13 protein-coding genes and 1 other RNA gene are annotated in these 15,606 nt (G+C 67.1%); 11 read left to right on the top strand and 3 right to left on the bottom strand.

Annotation, left to right across the window (positions count from 1 at the left end; translation table 11 throughout):
* Positions 1 to 10 precede the first annotated feature (10 nt).
* The 3 genes from LH400_RS10530 to LH400_RS10540 form a co-directional block, all read right to left on the bottom strand.
* Positions 11 to 382 carry a helix-turn-helix domain-containing protein gene (locus LH400_RS10530; protein ID WP_229152628.1) on the bottom strand — a complete coding sequence of 124 codons (372 nt, stop codon included), beginning with the start codon at positions 380 to 382 and terminating at the stop codon, positions 11 to 13.
* A 690-nt stretch (positions 383 to 1,072) separates the two neighbouring features.
* On the bottom strand, positions 1,073 to 2,260 hold the full coding sequence (locus LH400_RS10535) for a lytic murein transglycosylase (protein ID WP_229152629.1): 1,188 nt from the start codon (positions 2,258 to 2,260) through the stop codon (positions 1,073 to 1,075).
* A gap of 73 nt (positions 2,261 to 2,333) precedes the next feature.
* Positions 2,334 to 3,173, bottom strand: a complete 840-nt coding sequence (locus LH400_RS10540; protein ID WP_229152630.1) for a glycoside hydrolase family 25 protein — start codon at positions 3,171 to 3,173, stop codon at positions 2,334 to 2,336.
* Positions 3,174 to 3,578: 405 nt separating this feature from the next.
* Here LH400_RS10540 and LH400_RS10545 point away from each other — a divergent pair, with 405 nt between their 5' ends.
* The 11 genes from LH400_RS10545 to murD all read left to right on the top strand — a co-directional run bounded on the left by LH400_RS10545 (position 3,579) and on the right by murD (position 15,606).
* Positions 3,579 to 4,292, top strand: a complete 714-nt coding sequence (locus tag LH400_RS10545; RefSeq protein ID WP_229152631.1) for a J domain-containing protein — start codon at positions 3,579 to 3,581, stop codon at positions 4,290 to 4,292.
* The gene (locus LH400_RS10550) at positions 4,289 to 5,080 is read left to right on the top strand and encodes an N-acetylmuramoyl-L-alanine amidase (RefSeq protein WP_229152632.1); all 792 of its coding nucleotides are present in this window, start codon (positions 4,289 to 4,291) and stop codon (positions 5,078 to 5,080) included. Before LH400_RS10545 ends, LH400_RS10550 begins: the two co-directional genes overlap by 4 nt.
* 276 nt (positions 5,081 to 5,356) lie before the next feature.
* Positions 5,357 to 5,801: RNase P RNA component class A (rnpB, locus tag LH400_RS10555), an RNA gene on the top strand.
* A 532-nt stretch (positions 5,802 to 6,333) separates the two neighbouring features.
* Positions 6,334 to 6,804: a division/cell wall cluster transcriptional repressor MraZ gene (gene mraZ, locus LH400_RS10560; RefSeq protein ID WP_229152633.1), complete on the top strand. Its 471-nt coding sequence runs from the start codon at positions 6,334 to 6,336 to the stop codon at positions 6,802 to 6,804.
* Positions 6,804 to 7,832, top strand: a complete 1,029-nt coding sequence (gene rsmH / locus LH400_RS10565; protein WP_229152689.1) for a 16S rRNA (cytosine(1402)-N(4))-methyltransferase RsmH — start codon at positions 6,804 to 6,806, stop codon at positions 7,830 to 7,832. The genes mraZ and rsmH overlap by 1 nt, the downstream gene beginning before the upstream one ends.
* A gap of 3 nt (positions 7,833 to 7,835) precedes the next feature.
* Positions 7,836 to 8,192: a cell division protein FtsL gene (ftsL, locus tag LH400_RS10570; protein ID WP_229152634.1), complete on the top strand. Its 357-nt coding sequence runs from the start codon at positions 7,836 to 7,838 to the stop codon at positions 8,190 to 8,192.
* Positions 8,192 to 9,943, top strand: a complete 1,752-nt coding sequence (locus tag LH400_RS10575; RefSeq protein ID WP_229152635.1) for a peptidoglycan D,D-transpeptidase FtsI family protein — start codon at positions 8,192 to 8,194, stop codon at positions 9,941 to 9,943. The genes ftsL and LH400_RS10575 overlap by 1 nt, the downstream gene beginning before the upstream one ends.
* Positions 9,944 to 10,197: 254 nt before the next feature.
* Positions 10,198 to 11,643, top strand: a complete 1,446-nt coding sequence (locus LH400_RS10580; protein WP_229152636.1) for a UDP-N-acetylmuramoyl-L-alanyl-D-glutamate--2,6-diaminopimelate ligase — start codon at positions 10,198 to 10,200, stop codon at positions 11,641 to 11,643.
* The gene (locus tag LH400_RS10585; RefSeq protein ID WP_229152637.1) at positions 11,643 to 13,115 is read left to right on the top strand and encodes a UDP-N-acetylmuramoylalanyl-D-glutamyl-2,6-diaminopimelate--D-alanyl-D-alanine ligase; all 1,473 of its coding nucleotides are present in this window, start codon (positions 11,643 to 11,645) and stop codon (positions 13,113 to 13,115) included. The genes LH400_RS10580 and LH400_RS10585 overlap by 1 nt, the downstream gene beginning before the upstream one ends.
* Positions 13,115 to 14,197 (top strand): phospho-N-acetylmuramoyl-pentapeptide-transferase, encoded by a 1,083-nt coding sequence (gene mraY / locus LH400_RS10590; protein ID WP_229152638.1) that lies wholly within the window; start codon positions 13,115 to 13,117, stop codon positions 14,195 to 14,197. The genes LH400_RS10585 and mraY overlap by 1 nt, the downstream gene beginning before the upstream one ends.
* Positions 14,198 to 14,211: 14 nt before the next feature.
* Complete coding sequence (murD, locus tag LH400_RS10595) at positions 14,212 to 15,606, top strand: UDP-N-acetylmuramoyl-L-alanine--D-glutamate ligase (protein ID WP_229152639.1); 1,395 nt, start codon at positions 14,212 to 14,214, stop codon at positions 15,604 to 15,606.

The following is a 15,606-nucleotide window of genomic DNA, read 5'->3' on the forward strand; positions in this document are numbered from 1 at the left end:
GGGCAAAGGCTTACTTGGCGGTCTCGACCGGGCTCGGATTGAGCGTGATGAGCAGAGCGTCGATCGCCCGGCGCGTCTCGGCCGGCAATGCCTTGAGATTGCGCAGCACGCGCAGGTCCGCCTTCGACAGGGTCGGGTAGGATTCGAAGGAGGGCATCTCCTCGAAGAACCAGGTGATGTCCCGCCCGAGCGTGTCGGAGATCTCACGCAGGCGCCCGGCGGACACTCGGTTCATGCCCTTTTCGTACTTCTGAACCTGTTGGAACGTGATGCCGAGGGCGTCGGCGAGTTTCTCCTGGGACATACCGCTCTCCAGACGCGCGATGCGAATCCGGGCGGCGATCTGACGATCGATATCCGAGGCGGCTTTTGTACTCGACATGCAGGCAGCAACCTATCTTGACGACGCCGGCTCCGCACGTGTCAAAATGAACAGCACGGGGAGGATCGGTCGTCCCATCTTCCAGTGCTGACATGTGTAACTTGGCGACTGCATAATTCAAGGTGTGCAGCGCGCAATGGTCGTTGATTCGCCGGCCCGCACGCGGCAACAGTAAACGAAGAACTGCCGATCGCCTTTCCGGACCGCAACTTACCTCGCGGCGTCCATCCTGTGGAAAACGTCGGAGATTGTAACATCGCCTGCTCTTTCGAAGTCGTAAGCAGGCAGTGCTTTTCGCCTCGTGGCGGGCTTTCTGCCCTTGCGTCGCGGGGCCGGCCCCGGTTGCGGCGGGCTCGATAACGCATGCCATTACGGCGGATGCGCCACTTGTTCTTTCCCTGGGGCAAGGAACGCACAGAGCGCTTATCCTCACCGTCGTTGATGATGGTCCGGCAACGCCGCGACCGGTTACGACCTGATATCCCGAAAGTTGTTTCGCACCGCCCGCCTTTCGCACCGATCTGCAACCTCCGGTGCGGTAATGCGCCGGGGCTGCTCGGTTCCGCCGGCACGGGCTATCGCCTCGGGCGCGGGTGCTCCGACCGTTCGCCGAACCTCGCATCACCACCCGCGGACCGGCGCCCGACGGGTGATGAAGGACGAAGAAAGCGTTTTGGCAGCGAGGGCGGCTCAGAGCGAGGACAAGAGGTCCGTGGTCGGCCAGCCGTCGGCCGGAAGTCCGAGCCGCTTCTGCTCGGCTCGCACTGCCTGGCGGGTGTTCTCGCCGATGATCCCGTCCACCCCGCCGACGTCATGGCCGAGTTCGGTCAGGCGCTGCTGCAGCTGCTTGGTCTGGTCGACCGAGAGGCCCGGCGCCGGATTGCCCATGTCCACCGGTGGTGCGCCGTCGAGACGAGTGGCGAAGTAGGCGGCGGTCAGCGAATAGACCAGCGACTTGTTCCAGGCGAGGTAGATCTCGAAGTTCGGATAGGAGAGGAAGGCCGGGCCACCGCGGCCCATGGGCAGCAGAAGCGCCGCCGGCAGTTGGTCGCTCTCGATCGGCGAGCCGTCGGCCTTGGTCACGCCGAGCGCGGCGTAGTTCGCCCGCGGTTCCTTGTTGACCAGCGCCGCGCGCTCCCACGGGAAGTTCTCCGGCACGTTCACCTCCTGGAGCCAGGGCTCGCCCCGGCGCCAGCCGAGCGACTGGATGTATTTGCCGGTGGTGAAGAGGACGTCGGGCGTGTCCTTGCGAAGGTCGATGGTGCCGTTGCCGTCGCCATCGGTTCCGAAGGCGACGTATTCCTCGGGCAGGAGCTGGGTTTGGCCGATCTCGCCCGCCCAGGCGCCCTCCATTTCCGCTGGCTTCAGATAGCCCCGTTCGACGATCTCGATGGCCGCCAGGAGATGCGGGCGGAAGAGCTCCGGCCGGCGGCAGTCATGCGCCAGCGTCGCCAGCGCGGCCAGGGTGTCGAAGCTGCCGAGAACGGCGCCGTAGTCGGTCTCAAGGCCCCAGAAGCTTGCGATGACCGGTCCCGGTACGCCGGTTTCGGCTTTCACCTTGTCGAAGACGGCGGCGTATTTCTCGAGATTGGCCTTGCCCTGCTTCAGCCGGTAGCCGTTGACCATGCGGCTGGCGAACTGCCGCCAATCCTGAGCGAAGACACCCTGCGCCCGATCCCGCTCCAGGACCTTCTCGTCGATCCGCATGTCGGCGATCGAGGCGTCGATTGCGGCCTTGGACATGCCCTTGGCAAGCGCCTCCTGGCGGACCCCGTCGAGGAACTGGCCGAAATCGCCGCCGCACTGTTGAGCCTTGGCGAGGGCGGTGCCGCCCAGAAGCAGCGCGGCGGCCAAGGCGAGACGAGGGGCTGCGGTCATGAAAAGCGGTCTCCGGTTCGAAGTCACGAGGTTTGGGCGCGCGTACCGTCTCAAGGTCGCGCTTTGAAGAAGGTCAGCGATCGATATGGGCCTTCAGCCACCGGGTCCAGTCCCCCCGGCTTCCGGCGAAGGCATTGCGGTCGACGCTGCCGGAGATGCCGGCGACCTTTCCATCCTCGGTGTACTGCCAGAAGCGGAAGCTGCGGTTCTCGTAGACATTGGCCGGATGGTCCTTGACCGCCCGCAGCCAGAAATCGTGTTTCGGAAAGGCGCCGACCAGACGGTCGCGGTGCACGTCGATCGGGATGTAGAGGATCGGCCGCTTGCCGTAATGGCGCTCCAGGAGGTCGGACATCTCGCCAACCTCGCGGACGAGTTCGTCGCGCGGCGGGCGGCGGGTGCAGGTCGGCGAGAACGGCGTCCATTCGACGTCGATCGCGGGAGGAAGCGACACCTGCTCCCTCGGAACATTGTCGATGAACCAGGCCGCCTGCTCGCGGCCGGGCCGGCAATGGTACCAGAAATGATAGGCGCCGCGCGGCACGCCGGCGGAGCCGGCCTGCTTCCAGTTGGCATCGAACATGTCGTCGACGCGGTCGCCGCCTTCGGTCGCCTTCAGCCAGGCAAAGGCGACGCCGGCGTGACGGGCCGCGCTCCAGTCGATGTCACCCTGATACTTGGACACGTCGACGCCATGGATCGGATAGCCATGGGCGCTGTCGACGGCCATGTCCGAAAGGCCGAGGTCGGCGAGGTTGGTCGGCGTCGAGCGGCAGCCGGCGAGGGCCGCCGTCGCGGCAAGCCCGCCGAGAAAGGCGCGGCGCGAGGTTGCGGCCGGCAGATGCCGCGAGATGGTCCTGGCAGCGCTGCGGCGAGCCGGGTCTGCGTCTTTGGTGAAAAGCGAGTTCGTCACGGGCGGTTCACTTGCGTTTCGGCGTTGCAGACAAACCACGGGAAAGGCTCGGAGCCGAGGAGGTCGCCGCGCAATGCCGGCTGAATCATGGCAGCTGACGCATGGTCAGATGGGATCTTGGTCGATGTTGCCGAACTGCAACGCTGCGCATTCGATCACAACAGGGTTTACAGGGGCTTAAGCGGGTCCGGAGGGCGTTGCCGCCGGCCGCCGGAAGATCATGTTGCGGCAGGTGCTTTCGGGCTGGAGACCTGCACCGGGCGAGGGTCTGGAAGGCGCGGCGGTGCCTGCGGCGGAACGCCTCCGCGTCTCCCCGCACAGGCGCAGGTGAACGCTGCGTCATTTGCCTCGCGCTGGCGGTTGACCGATAATCCGGAATCTGCCGAACACCATGGACCTTGAGAGATGCGGATACTCTCCAGCCTCAATACCCTGTTGCAGACGCTACCGGCCAGCGGCCGGGCGACCTTCGACGCCGTGATCGAAGCCATTCGCTCGCTCTTCGCCGGCGATCGCGACACGCGGCGGCGGGTCGCCTTCGGCGTGGCGGTGATCGCGCTGTCGGCGAAGATGGCGAAGGCCGACGGCATCGTCAGCCCGGCGGAGGTGACTGCCTTCCAGGAGATTCTCGAGATCCCGCCCGAGGAGATGCGCAACGTCTTCCGCCTCTACGATCTCGCCAAGCAGGACATCGCCGGCTTCGATGTCTACGCGATGCGGCTGCGGGGGCTGTGCCGCGACGAGGACGGCGATTGCCGGCTGCTCGGCGACGTTCTCGACGGGCTGTTCCACATCGCCAAGGCGGACGGGCTGGTGCATGAGCGCGAACTTGCCTTCCTCGCCGAGGTGGCGCGGATCTTCGGCCTGACCAAGACCGACTTCGTGCGGCTTCGCGATCGGCACATTCTCGGCCCGGACGATCCCTATGCCGTGCTGGGGCTCGATCACGACACCAAGCCCGAGGAGGCGCGGGCGCGCTATCTGTCGCTGGTCAAGGAGAACCATCCCGATCGGCTTGCCGCCCGCGGCGTGCCCGACGAGTTCATGTTCATCGCCAACGAACGGATGAAGGCGATCAACCAGGCCTATGACCGCATCGCCGGAAAGACTGCTGCGTGAAGCCGGACAGCCCCTTCGTTTCGGACCTGCGGCCGTCGCCGAACCACAATGCGCGCCGCGGCGAGGGCATCCCCAACATCCTGCTCCTCCATTACACGGGCATGGGGACGGGCGCGGGCGCTCTCAGCTGGCTCTGCGATCCGGCGAGCGAGGTCTCCTGCCATTATCTCGTCCATGAAGACGGGCGCATCGTCCAACTCGTCCCGGAGGACAGGCGCGCCTGGCACGCCGGGCAGGGAAGTTGGCGCGGCCGCGGCGACGTCAATTCCCGTTCGATCGGCATCGAGATCGTCAATCTCGGTCACGGCAACGGCTATCCGGACTTTCCTGACGAGCAGATCGCCGCGGTGATCGCGCTGGCCGGCGACATCGTAAAGCGCCGGTCGATCCCGGCGGAATTCGTGCTCGCCCATTCCGACATCGCGCCGGCGAGGAAGAGCGATCCCGGCGAGAAGTTTCCCTGGGATGCGCTTCATCGGGCCGGCATCGGCCATTACGTCACGCCGTCGCCGCGCCGGGGCGGGCGGTATTTCGGTCTCGGCGACGCCGGCCAGCCGGTCGAGGCCTATCAGGCCCTGCTCGCGGCCTATGGCTACGAGGTGCCGCAGGACGGCGGTTTCGACGAGGCGACGCGCCTCGCCACCATCGCCTTCCAGCGCCACTTCCGGCCGGCATGCGTCGATGGGATCGCCGACGCGTCGACAATCGAGACTCTGCACCGGCTCTTGCGGACGCTGCCGCGCTCGCCCTTCCGGCGCGAGGAAGCGGCTGCAGGCGCCGCGGTGTGACGAGACATCCACTGGGCCGCGGCGATCCGGCGCCGCCGTCTTCACGCCGGGACCGCTGATCCCCACCTGCTCAGAGGTCCCGCATCGATGATGGTGGGCGATGCCGCGTCCTGCCGGCTCGCCTGGGGTCTGGACCGCGACGGTGGGGCGCCGGAGTGAATCTGGCACGACCTTCGCGCGCTTCGCACGGCCAAAGTCAGGGAAATCGCACCTGCGCGGGCACGTCCGAAATGATCTGGCTTGACTTCGGCCTGCGCTCCCGACACTGACGGGCCGCCAGCCGGCCGGGCGGCCGCTCTCGTCACATGTCGAAAGACGGCGGGAGAGGAAAGTCCGGGCTCCACGGAGAAACGGTGCCGGATAACGTCCGGCGGGGGCGACCCCAGGGAAAGTGCCACAGAAAGGAAACCGCCCCGCCTGCAGTGCGGCTCGTCGCGATGAGCGTCGCGAGGTTTGAGCCGCAGTGCCGGCGGGGTAAGGGTGAAAGGGTGGGGTAAGAGCCCACCGCGTCTCTGGCAACAGCGGCGGCATGGTAAACCCCACCGGGAGCAAGACCGAATAGGGACGACGCGGCGCATGGGACGGTGTCCCACCGCCGGCCTTTCTCCGGGCCAGTCGTCCGGGTGGGTTGCTCGAGGCGTCCCGCGAGGGACGTCCCAGAGGAATGGTCGCCAGGCGGCACTGCCGTCGACAGAACCCGGCTTACAGGCCGGCTGGCACATTAACGTCCTCCGACGTGACGCTTTGAGCGGCTCGATCCGCACGCCGCACGCCGCGCGCCGCCCGCCGTCCGTTGGCCGCGACCACTCTCCATTCCATGAAATTTTTTCGACAGGAAACGACCCTGGCGCGGGAGCTTTTTTCGCTCGGAACTTTCAGCCGCTTCAGGGCCCTATCCCAGCCCCTGCGGTGAAGCATTACCGAACCAGTATATAACATATCCGAAAAGGAATAGTTTAATATTAATAGGGCGTTAAGCCGGGGTCGGTAAACATACGCACTGGTCTTCGCCGACCCTTGGTGGAGCCGTTCCCATTGACGCCCATGGTCGCCCATGTTATCCCAAATGCCATCTGACGGGGGTCGTTCCGGGCCTCATTTCAAACAAGTTGGGCAGCGTCTCCGGCGATCGGAGATGTCCGGCGCAGGTCCCTTTCGGATCTGCGCGAGGGGGGCCTTTTGTGCGATCGAGGACGGACAGTTGGGGGCTTTGATGGAATGCGAGCCGGTCGCGCCGAGACGCTCGACGACTGATGGATCGGTTCCTCTCCAACTTCGTCCACAACATCGACTCCAAGGGCCGGGTCTCCGTGCCCGCCGCCTTTCGGCAGGTGATCGCGGCGCGCGGTATTCGCGAGCTGTTCGCCATGCGCAGCCTGACTCATCCGGTCATGGATGTCGGCGGGCCGGAGCTGATGGAGCGGTTCGAGAAGGAGATGGATGCCGAGGATCCGTTCGCCGAGGCGTTTCAGGACTTGTCGATCTTCGCGTTCGGAGACGGGGCCTATCTGAAGTTCGACAGCGAGGGGCGCATCCAGGTGACCGACTTCATCCGCTCGCATACCGGTATCAGGGACCGGGTCGCCTTTGTCGGTGCGAAGGATTTCTTCCAGCTCTGGGAGCCGGACTATTTCGAGGCCTATCGGAACGAGGCGCGCTCGCGGCTTCTGGCTGCTCGCAGCCGCGCGCGTCCGACGGGCACTCCACCCGGATCACCGGAATGATGGCGGGCCACGGCGGGGACGAGGAACCCACCGTTGGCGGACCGGCTCGCCATATTCCGGTGTTACTTTCGGAGGTCGTCGCTGCGCTGGAGCCAGCGCCGGGGGCAATCTTCGTCGACGGGACCTTCGGTGCGGGCGGCTATTCGGCTGCGGTGCTCAGTGAGGGCGCGACGGTCCTGGGTATCGATCGGGATCCGCGGGCGATCGCCGGCGCGGCCGACCGCGTCGCCGCTTCCGGCGGCCGCCTGACCGTCGTCGAAGGCCGTTTCGGCGATCTCGAGACGATCGTCGCCGAGCAGCTCGGCGGTTCGGTCGACGGCGTCGTCCTCGACATCGGCGTCTCCTCTATGCAGATCGACGAGGCCGAGCGCGGCTTCTCCTTCCAGAAGGATGGGCCGCTCGACATGCGCATGGGCGCCTCGGGGCCGACGGCTGCCGATGTCGTCAACCGGATGAAGCCCGGCGACCTCGCGCGGATCCTCGGCTTTTACGGCGAGGAGCGCCAGGCGGGTCGCATCGCCCGGGCGATCGTGGCGCGCCGCGAGGAGCGGGCCTTCACCCGCACGCTCGACCTTGCCGAGACGATCGGCAAGGTGGTGGGGCGCTCGCCCAAGGATAAGATCGACCCGGCGACGCGGAGCTTCCAGGCGCTGCGCATCTTCGTCAACGACGAGCTCGCAGAGCTGGCGCGCGCGCTCGTCGCGGCCGAGCGGGTGCTGAAGCCCGGCGGTCGGCTGGTCGTCGTCACCTTCCATTCGCTGGAGGACAGGATCGTCAAGCGCTTCCTGCGCGAGCGGTCCGCTCCTCCTGCCGCCTCGCGGCACATGCCCGATGTGACGCCGGTTCCTGTGACATTTTCCGCCCGCAACAAGGCCGTCGCCGCGACGCCGGAGGAAGCCGCGCGCAATCCGCGGGCGAGGTCCGCCAAGCTGCGGTCCGGCATCCGCACCGAGGCCGCGCCGCGCGGCGGCGATCTCGGTTTTGCCGGCCTGCCGGCGCTCGCCGATCTTCCCGAGAGCGGAGACTGACAGATGGTGCGAACACTCGATATCGTCCTCATCGCCGTCATGATTTCGGCTGCGGCCTGGACCTACAAGATCAAGCACGACGCCCAGGCGATCGAGACCGAGGTCAACCGGCTCGAGAAGAAGATCGCCCTGCAGAAGGAGACGATCCAGCTCCTGCAGGCCGACTGGACGCTGCTCGACCAGCCGGGGCGCCTCGAAGACCTCGTCAGCGCGTTCGCGGACGATCTCCAGCTGAAGCCACTGCAGCCGAACCAGATCGTCGAGCCCGACGAATTGCCGGCGCGACCGGTCGGGATCGACCACGACCCTTCCCGCAAGCTCGGCGGCTACGCCGACAACTCCCACACGATGGTTCGGTGATGCGCGTATCCTCCATCCTCCGCCGCGCCGTCGCTCAAACGCCCCCAGAGGCGCAGGGCTCCGCGGTTTCGCCCTATGATCGCTTCGGCCGCCGGCGCCGGCTCTGCGAGCCGCCCAAGAACCGCGGCCGCTTCCTGATCGCGCTCGGCCTGTTCTTCGGCGTCTACGGGGTGATCGGCGGGCGGCTGGTGGAATGGGGCATGGCGCCGGAGGAGACCGCCTCCTATTACGGAGTCCACGACCAGATCATGGCCGCGCGGCCCGACATCGTCGACCGCAACGGGCAGGTGCTGGCAACCGACATCAAGACCGCCTCGCTCTTTGCCGAGCCCCGCAGGATCATCGATCCGGACGAAGCGAGCGAACTGCTGCTCAGCGTCTTGCCGGAGATGGACCCCAAGTGGCTCTACAAGCGGCTGTCCTCGAAAGCCGGCTTCACCTGGCTGCGCCGCGAGCTGACGCCGGGCCAGCAGCAACAGATCCTCGACCTCGGCATCCCCGGTATCGGCTTCCGCACCGAGAAGCGCCGCTTCTATCCCGGTGGCAACACTGCGTCCTTCATCGTCGGCCATGTGAACGTCGACAATCAGGGCACGGCCGGGATGGAGAAATATATCGACGACAACGACGGCTATCTCGCCCTGCAGAAGGCCGGACTTGCCGTCAGCGCCGACCTTAAACCGGTGAAGCTCTCGCTCGACCTGCGCGTCCAGCACATCGTGCGCGACGAGATCGAGGCGGCGATGACGCGCTACGACGCCAAGGCGGCGGGCGGCGTGATCCTCGACGTCAATACCGGCGAAGTGCTCGCGATGAGTTCGGTCCCGGACTACGACCCCAACGATCCGGCGCAGGCGCTCGACAAGGATCGCCTCAACCGCATGTCGGCGGGCCTGTTCGAGATGGGCTCGACCTTCAAGACCTTCACCACCGCGATGGCGCTCGATTCCGGCAAGGTGAAGCTCTCCGACTCGTTCGACGCGACGAAGCCCCTGCATATCGGCGGCTTCACCATTCACGACTTCCACGCCAAGCGCCGCATGCTGTCGGTTCCGGAGGTCTTCATCTACTCCTCCAATGTCGGCTCGGCGCATGAGGCGATGGCGGTCGGCATTCCCGGCCATCAGGCCTTCCTGACCAAACTCGGCCTGTTGTCGCGGATGCAGACGGAGCTCCCGGAGGTCGCGACCCCGACGCAGCCGAAGGAGTGGAAGCTGATCAACTCGATGACCATCGCCTTCGGCCACGGCGTCTCGACGACGCCGCTGCAGACGGCGGTCGCCGCGGCGGCGCTGATGAACGGCGGCCGGCTGATCGAGCCGACCTTCCTGCCGCGCACCGAGGAAGAGGCTGACAAGGTCGCACAGCAGGTCGTGTCGAAGCAGACCTCGGACGAGATGCGCTATCTCTTCCGGCTCAACGTCGCCGACCAGCGTGGCTCGGGCAACCGGGCGGACGTGCCGGGCTACAAGGTCGGCGGCAAGACCGGCACCGCCAACAAGGTCGTCAACGGCCGTTATTCCGATACCAAGAAGTTCAACGCCTTCCTGGCCGCCTTCCCGACCGACCATCCCCGCTATGTCGTGCTCGTGGTGATCGACGAGCCGCATCCGGAAAAGGGCCAGCATTACGCGACGGCTGGCATGAACGCGGCTCCGACGGTCGGCAACATCATCCGCCGCACTGCGGCTCTCCTTGGAGTGAAGCCGGACTTCGGTGAAGACGGCAAGCAGCTGCTGGTATCTTATTAGGCGACCATCGTTCGCCGCGGCACTGCAGGCGCCGCGGCGATGCCGGGGCCTGCAAAGGGCGGGTCTGGCCTGGCGGAGGTCACCGTGCCCGGCCGCCCGTCTTTGTGCAGAGCCGGCGGCGGTGTCGCACGTTTGGCCCGTCGGCGTGGCGCGAAGACATCGCCCCCGTATTCCCGTGTCGGGCTCTAGACTATAGAAGACCCGTCGGCCGGAATGATGGAAACCGGCGAATAACATAGCGCGGAACATGGTGAATGAAGCTTTCGACCCTCGCAGACGGCCTCGGCGCACGTCCTAGCGATCGCGATCCCGAGATCCTTGGCCTGTCGGCAGATTCGCGCGTCGTCGAGCCAGGCTTCCTGTTCGCTGCCCTGCCAGGGGTAAAGGCCGATGGCGCGAAATTCGTTGCCGCTGCCGAGGCGGCGGGGGCCGCCGCGGTCCTCTGCGGCGAGGGCGCTTCGATCAGTACAGCGCTGCCGGTCGTGCAGGCGGCCGATCCGCGGCGCGCGCTGGCGCTGATGGCTGCTCGCTTTTTCGGCCGCCAGCCGGATCACGTGGTCGCCGTCACCGGTACCGCTGGCAAGACCTCGATCGCGACCTTCACCCGCCAGATCTGGGAGAAGACCGGCCATGCCGCCGCCTCCATCGGCACCACCGGCGTCGTCGCGCCCGGCCGCGACGACTACGGCTCGCTGACCACCCCCGATCCGGTCGCGCTCGCCCGGCTGATGGCAGAGCTCGCAGCTGCAGGCGTCACCCATGCGGCGATGGAGGCATCGAGCCACGGCATCGACCAGCGCCGGCTCGACGGCGTCGTCCTGTCGGCCGCTGGCTTCAGCAATCTTGGGCACGACCATCTCGACTACCACCCGGACCTCGACTCCTACTTCGCCGCCAAGATGCGGTTGTTCACGACGCTTCTGCCGAAGGGCGCGCCGGCCGTCATCAATGCCGACGATGCCTGGTCGGGCCGTGCGATCGAGGTCGCGACCGCGGTTGGAGCGCGCGTCCTGACCGTCGGCCGGGGCGGCCAGCTCCTGACCTTGAAGCGGCTCGAGCACGAGCGCAGCCGCCAGATCGGCGAGATCGAGGCGGACGGGCGCATCCACCGCGTCGTCCTGCCGCTCGCCGGCGGCTTCCAGATGTCGAACGCGCTGGTCGCGGCGGGCCTTGCCATCGCCACCGGGACGAAGCCCGCCGAGGCGCTGGAAGCGCTGGAGACGCTGAAGGGTGCGTCGGGCCGGTTGGAGCTTGCCGGCACGACCTCGTCCGGTGCCCCGGTCTTCGTCGACTACGCTCACAAGCCGGAGGCGCTGGAGAACGTCCTGTCGTCGGTCCGTCCCTTCACGACGGGTCGGGTGATCGTCGTCATCGGTTGCGGCGGCGACCGCGACAGGGCCAAGCGGCCGATGATGGGGGAGATCGCCACCCGGCTCGCCGACGTCGTCTTCGTCACCGACGACAATCCCCGCACCGAGGATCCCGCGGCGATCCGCGCCGAGATCATGGCCGCGGCGCCGGGTGCGCAGGAGATCGGCGACCGCCGTGCGGCGATCCGCGCCGCCGTCGGCGAGGCGAAGGCCGGCGACAGCGTCGTCGTCGCCGGCAAGGGCCACGAGATCGGTCAGACCGTCGGCACGACGACCCATCACTTCAGCGACCATGAAGAAGTTCGCGCAGCCATCGCGGGAACCGCCTGATGACCGATATGCTCTGGGAAACCTCCGTCCTTCTGCAGGCGATGAACGCCCGGCCGATCGGCGTTCCGCCATCGGGCATAACCGGCATCTCCATCGATACCCGCACGCTGGAGCCGGGCGACGCCTTCTTCGCCATCCGCGGCGAACGCTTCGACGGGCACGACTTCCTGACCGCCGCGACCAAGGCCGGCGCGGCGCTGCACGTCGTGGCGGAGCAGAAGCTTCCCGCGCTCGGCCGGGTGCAGTCGCCGATCCTCGTCGTCGACGACGTCCTGCAGGCGCTGTCGCGCCTCGCCGAGGCTTCGCGCGCCCGCTCCAAGGCGCAGATCGTCGCCGTCACCGGGAGCGTCGGCAAGACCACCACCAAGGAGGCGCTCCGCCACGGCCTGTCGGCCGTCGGCACCGTCCATGCGAGCGCGGCCTCGTTCAACAATCATTGGGGCGTCCCGCTCAGCCTCGCGCGCCTGCCGGCTGACGCCCGCTATGCGGTGTTCGAGATCGGGATGAACCATCCGGGCGAGATCCGCCCGCTGGTGAAGCTCGTGCGGCCGCATGTCGCCATCGTCACGCTGATCGCGCCCGCCCATCTCGGGCATTTCCGCGATCTCGACGAGATCGCCGAGGCCAAGGCCGAGATCTTCGAGGGTCTGGTTCCGGGCGGCACGGCGCTCCTCAATGCCGACGATCCGCAATGCGGGCCGCTCGCCACCTTCGCCCGCAAGGCCGGCGTCACCGAGATCGCGACCTTCGGCGAGGCGACGGGTGCCGACTTCCGGCTCCTGAACTTCGCCCCGCAATCGGGCGGAGCCGAGGTGGAGGCGGAGATCGCGGGCGAGCCCGTCCGCTTCACGCTTGCCTCCCCCGGCCGGCACATGGCGCAGAACTGCCTCGCCGTGCTCGGCGCCGCGCACCGGATCGGCGCCGACGTCCATGCCGTCGCCGCGGCGCTCTCCTCCTGGCGAGCGGTCAAGGGCCGCGGCGCGCGCTACCGGCTGGCGATGCCGGGCGGCGGAACGGTCGAACTGATCGACGACAGCTACAATGCCAACCCGGCCTCGATGCGCGCGGCGATCGAGGTTCTCGCCGGCGCCGAGACCGGCGAGGGCGGGCGCCGCATCGCGGTTCTCGGCGACATGCTGGAGCTCGGCCGCCATGCGCCCGAATTGCATGCCGCGCTTGCCGAACCGCTCGGCTCGGCCGGCATCGACATGGTCTTCCTCGCCGGCGAGGAGATGAAGGCGCTCGACGACGTCCTCGCCGGGGGCGTCGCCTGTGAATGGCACGAGACCAATGACGAGCTCCTCGCAGCGCTCTTGAAGACGATGCGCGCTGGCGACGTCGTGATGATGAAGGCTTCCAAGAGCATCGGCTTTGCGCCGCTGATCGAACGGGTGCTGTCGAAATATCCACCGCACGCGGCCGACGCCGCCCTGTCGACCCCTTCGAACGCCGACGCTCCGGGAGCCGCTTGATGATCGCCTATCTCGGGAACTTCGCCGACGTCTTTCCGCTGTTCAACGTTTTCCGCTACATCACCTTCCGCACCGGCGCGTCGATGATCACCGGCTTCATCGTCGTCTTCCTGTTCGGGCCGGCGATCATCGCGGCGCTCAGGATCCGCCAGGGCAAGGGCCAGCCGATCCGTGCCGACGGGCCGCAGACGCATTTCAAGAAGGCCGGCACGCCGACCATGGGGGGGCTGATGATCCTGTCGGGCGTTCTCGTCTCGACGCTTCTTTGGGCCGACCTTTCCAATGTCTATGTCTGGACCGTGCTGCTCGTCACCGTCGGCTTCGGCGGCATCGGCTTCTACGACGACTATCTGAAGGTGACGAAGCAGAGCCACAAGGGCTATTCCGGCAAGGCCCGTCTGGCGCTCGAATTCATGATCGCGGGCCTTGCCGCCGTAATCATCGTGCGCGCGGGGACGGGCAGCTTCGCCACCTCGCTCGCCTTTCCCTTCATCAAGGAACTCCTGCTCGACCTCGGCTGGTTCTATGTCGGCTTCGCAGCCGTCGTCGTCGTCGGTGCCGGCAATGCCGTCAACCTCACCGACGGGCTGGATGGTCTAGCGATCGTGCCGATCATGATTGCTGCGGCGGCCCTCGGCCTTATCGCCTATGTCGCCGGCAATGTGAACTTCGCCAACTACCTGCAGATCCACTACGTCCTCGGCACGGGCGAGTTGTCGCCGCTTTGCGGCGCGGTGATCGGCGCGGGCCTCGGCTTTCTCTGGTTCAACGCGCCGCCCGCCGCGATCTTCATGGGCGACACCGGCTCTCTGGCGCTCGGCGGCCTCACCGGAACGGTCGCCGTCGCCACCAAGCACGAACTGGTGCTGGCCATCATCGGCGGTCTCTTCGTGATCGAGGCGCTGTCGGTGATCATCCAGGTCGCCTCGTTCAAGCTGACGGGCAAGCGGGTGTTCCTGATGGCGCCGATCCACCATCATTTCGAAAAGCTCGGCTGGACGGAGAGCCAGGTCGTGGTCCGCTTCTGGATCATCGCCTTCATGCTCGCCTTCGTCGGACTGTCGACACTGAAACTGAGATAGGGTGCCGCCTTAAGATGATTCCGGCCCGCTCCTTCTTCGGCAAATCCGTGGCGCTCTTCGGGCTCGGCGGCTCGGGGCTCGCCACGGCGCGCGCGCTCGTCGCCGGCGGCGCCGACGTGCTTGCCTTCGACGACAATCCCAACAGCGTCGCGGCGGCCGAGGCGGAGGGCATTCCGACCGGCGACCTTCGCAAGGCAGACTGGTCCCGCTTCCTCGCCCTCGTCCTGTCGCCCGGCGTGCCGCTCACCCATCCCAAGCCGCACTGGACGGTGGAACTCGCGCGGCTCGCCGAGATCCCGGTGATCGGCGACATCGAGTTGTTCTGCCGTGAGCGCAGGCTGGTCGCGCCCGAGGCGCCGTTCTGCGCGATCACAGGAACCAACGGCAAGTCGACGACGACGGCGCTGATCGCGCACTGCGTGAAGTCGGCGGGCCGCGACTCCCAGCTCGGCGGCAATATCGGCGTCGCCGTCATGACGCTCGATCCGATCGCGCCCGAACGGCATTACGTCGTCGAATGCTCATCCTATCAGATCGATCTTGCGCCGACGATCGATCCCTCGGTCGGGATCCTGCTCAACCTGACGCCCGACCATCTCGACCGCCACGGCTCGATGGGCAATTACGCGGCGATCAAGGCGCGCCTCGTTGCCGGCTCCCGGCGTGCGGTGATTGGTATCGACGACGACCCGTGCCGGCAGATCGCCGCCGAACTGGAATCGGACGGCGCGGAGGTCACGCGGATCTCGACGGCTGGTCCCGTGGCCGGCGGTGTCGGGCTCGCTGGCGGGGCGCTTGTCCGCTCGATGCCGGGCGCGCCGGAGGCGAGGTTCGACGTCGCCGGCATCGGATCCTTGCGCGGGCGCCACAATGCGCAGAACGCCGCCGCGGCCATCGCCGCCCTGACGCTCTTCGGCCTGTCGGACGAGGAGATCAGGGAAGGGCTCAGAAGCTTTCCGGGCCTCGTCCACAGGATGGAGGAGGTCGCGATGCGCGGCCGGGTGCTCTTCGTCAACGACTCCAAGGCCACCAATGCGGACGCCGCGGCGCCGGCGCTCGCCGCCTTCGGCCGGATCTATTGGATCGCCGGCGGACTGCCCAAAGAAGGCGGGATCGCGCCGCTCGCGCCCTTCTTCCCGCGGATCGCCAAGGCCTATCTGATCGGCGAGGCGGCTCCGGCCTTCGCCGCCACGCTTGGTAAACGGATTCCTTACGAAATCTCTGGCACACTCGCGGTTGCCGTCGCCAATGCGGCTGCGGACGCCGCGGCGGCCGACGAGGACGCGGTCGTCCTTCTGTCTCCGGCCTGTGCCAGTTTCGACCAGTTCCGCAACTTCGAGGTGCGCGGCGAGGCGTTCCGCGAAACGGTCTGCGCGCTGCCGGGCGTTGAACCGATCCGCAAGGGGTGA

The organism is Jiella soli (assembly GCF_020615385.1).
GTDB lineage: Bacteria > Pseudomonadota > Alphaproteobacteria > Rhizobiales > Rhizobiaceae > VKMB-3413.

Coding starts and splice junctions, on each gene's coding strand:
- LH400_RS10530 (WP_229152628.1), bottom strand. CDS start 382: ATGTCGAGTACAAAAGCCGCCTCGGATATCGATCGTCAGATCGCCGCC.
- LH400_RS10535 (WP_229152629.1), bottom strand. CDS start 2,260: ATGACCGCAGCCCCTCGTCTCGCCTTGGCCGCCGCGCTGCTTCTGGGC.
- LH400_RS10545 (WP_229152631.1), top strand. CDS start 3,579: ATGCGGATACTCTCCAGCCTCAATACCCTGTTGCAGACGCTACCGGCC.
- mraZ (WP_229152633.1), top strand. CDS start 6,334: ATGGATCGGTTCCTCTCCAACTTCGTCCACAACATCGACTCCAAGGGC.
- rsmH (WP_229152689.1), top strand. CDS start 6,804: ATGGCGGGCCACGGCGGGGACGAGGAACCCACCGTTGGCGGACCGGCT.
- ftsL (WP_229152634.1), top strand. CDS start 7,836: ATGGTGCGAACACTCGATATCGTCCTCATCGCCGTCATGATTTCGGCT.
- LH400_RS10575 (WP_229152635.1), top strand. CDS start 8,192: ATGCGCGTATCCTCCATCCTCCGCCGCGCCGTCGCTCAAACGCCCCCA.
- LH400_RS10580 (WP_229152636.1), top strand. CDS start 10,198: ATGAAGCTTTCGACCCTCGCAGACGGCCTCGGCGCACGTCCTAGCGAT.
- LH400_RS10585 (WP_229152637.1), top strand. CDS start 11,643: ATGACCGATATGCTCTGGGAAACCTCCGTCCTTCTGCAGGCGATGAAC.
- mraY (WP_229152638.1), top strand. CDS start 13,115: ATGATCGCCTATCTCGGGAACTTCGCCGACGTCTTTCCGCTGTTCAAC.
- murD (WP_229152639.1), top strand. CDS start 14,212: ATGATTCCGGCCCGCTCCTTCTTCGGCAAATCCGTGGCGCTCTTCGGG.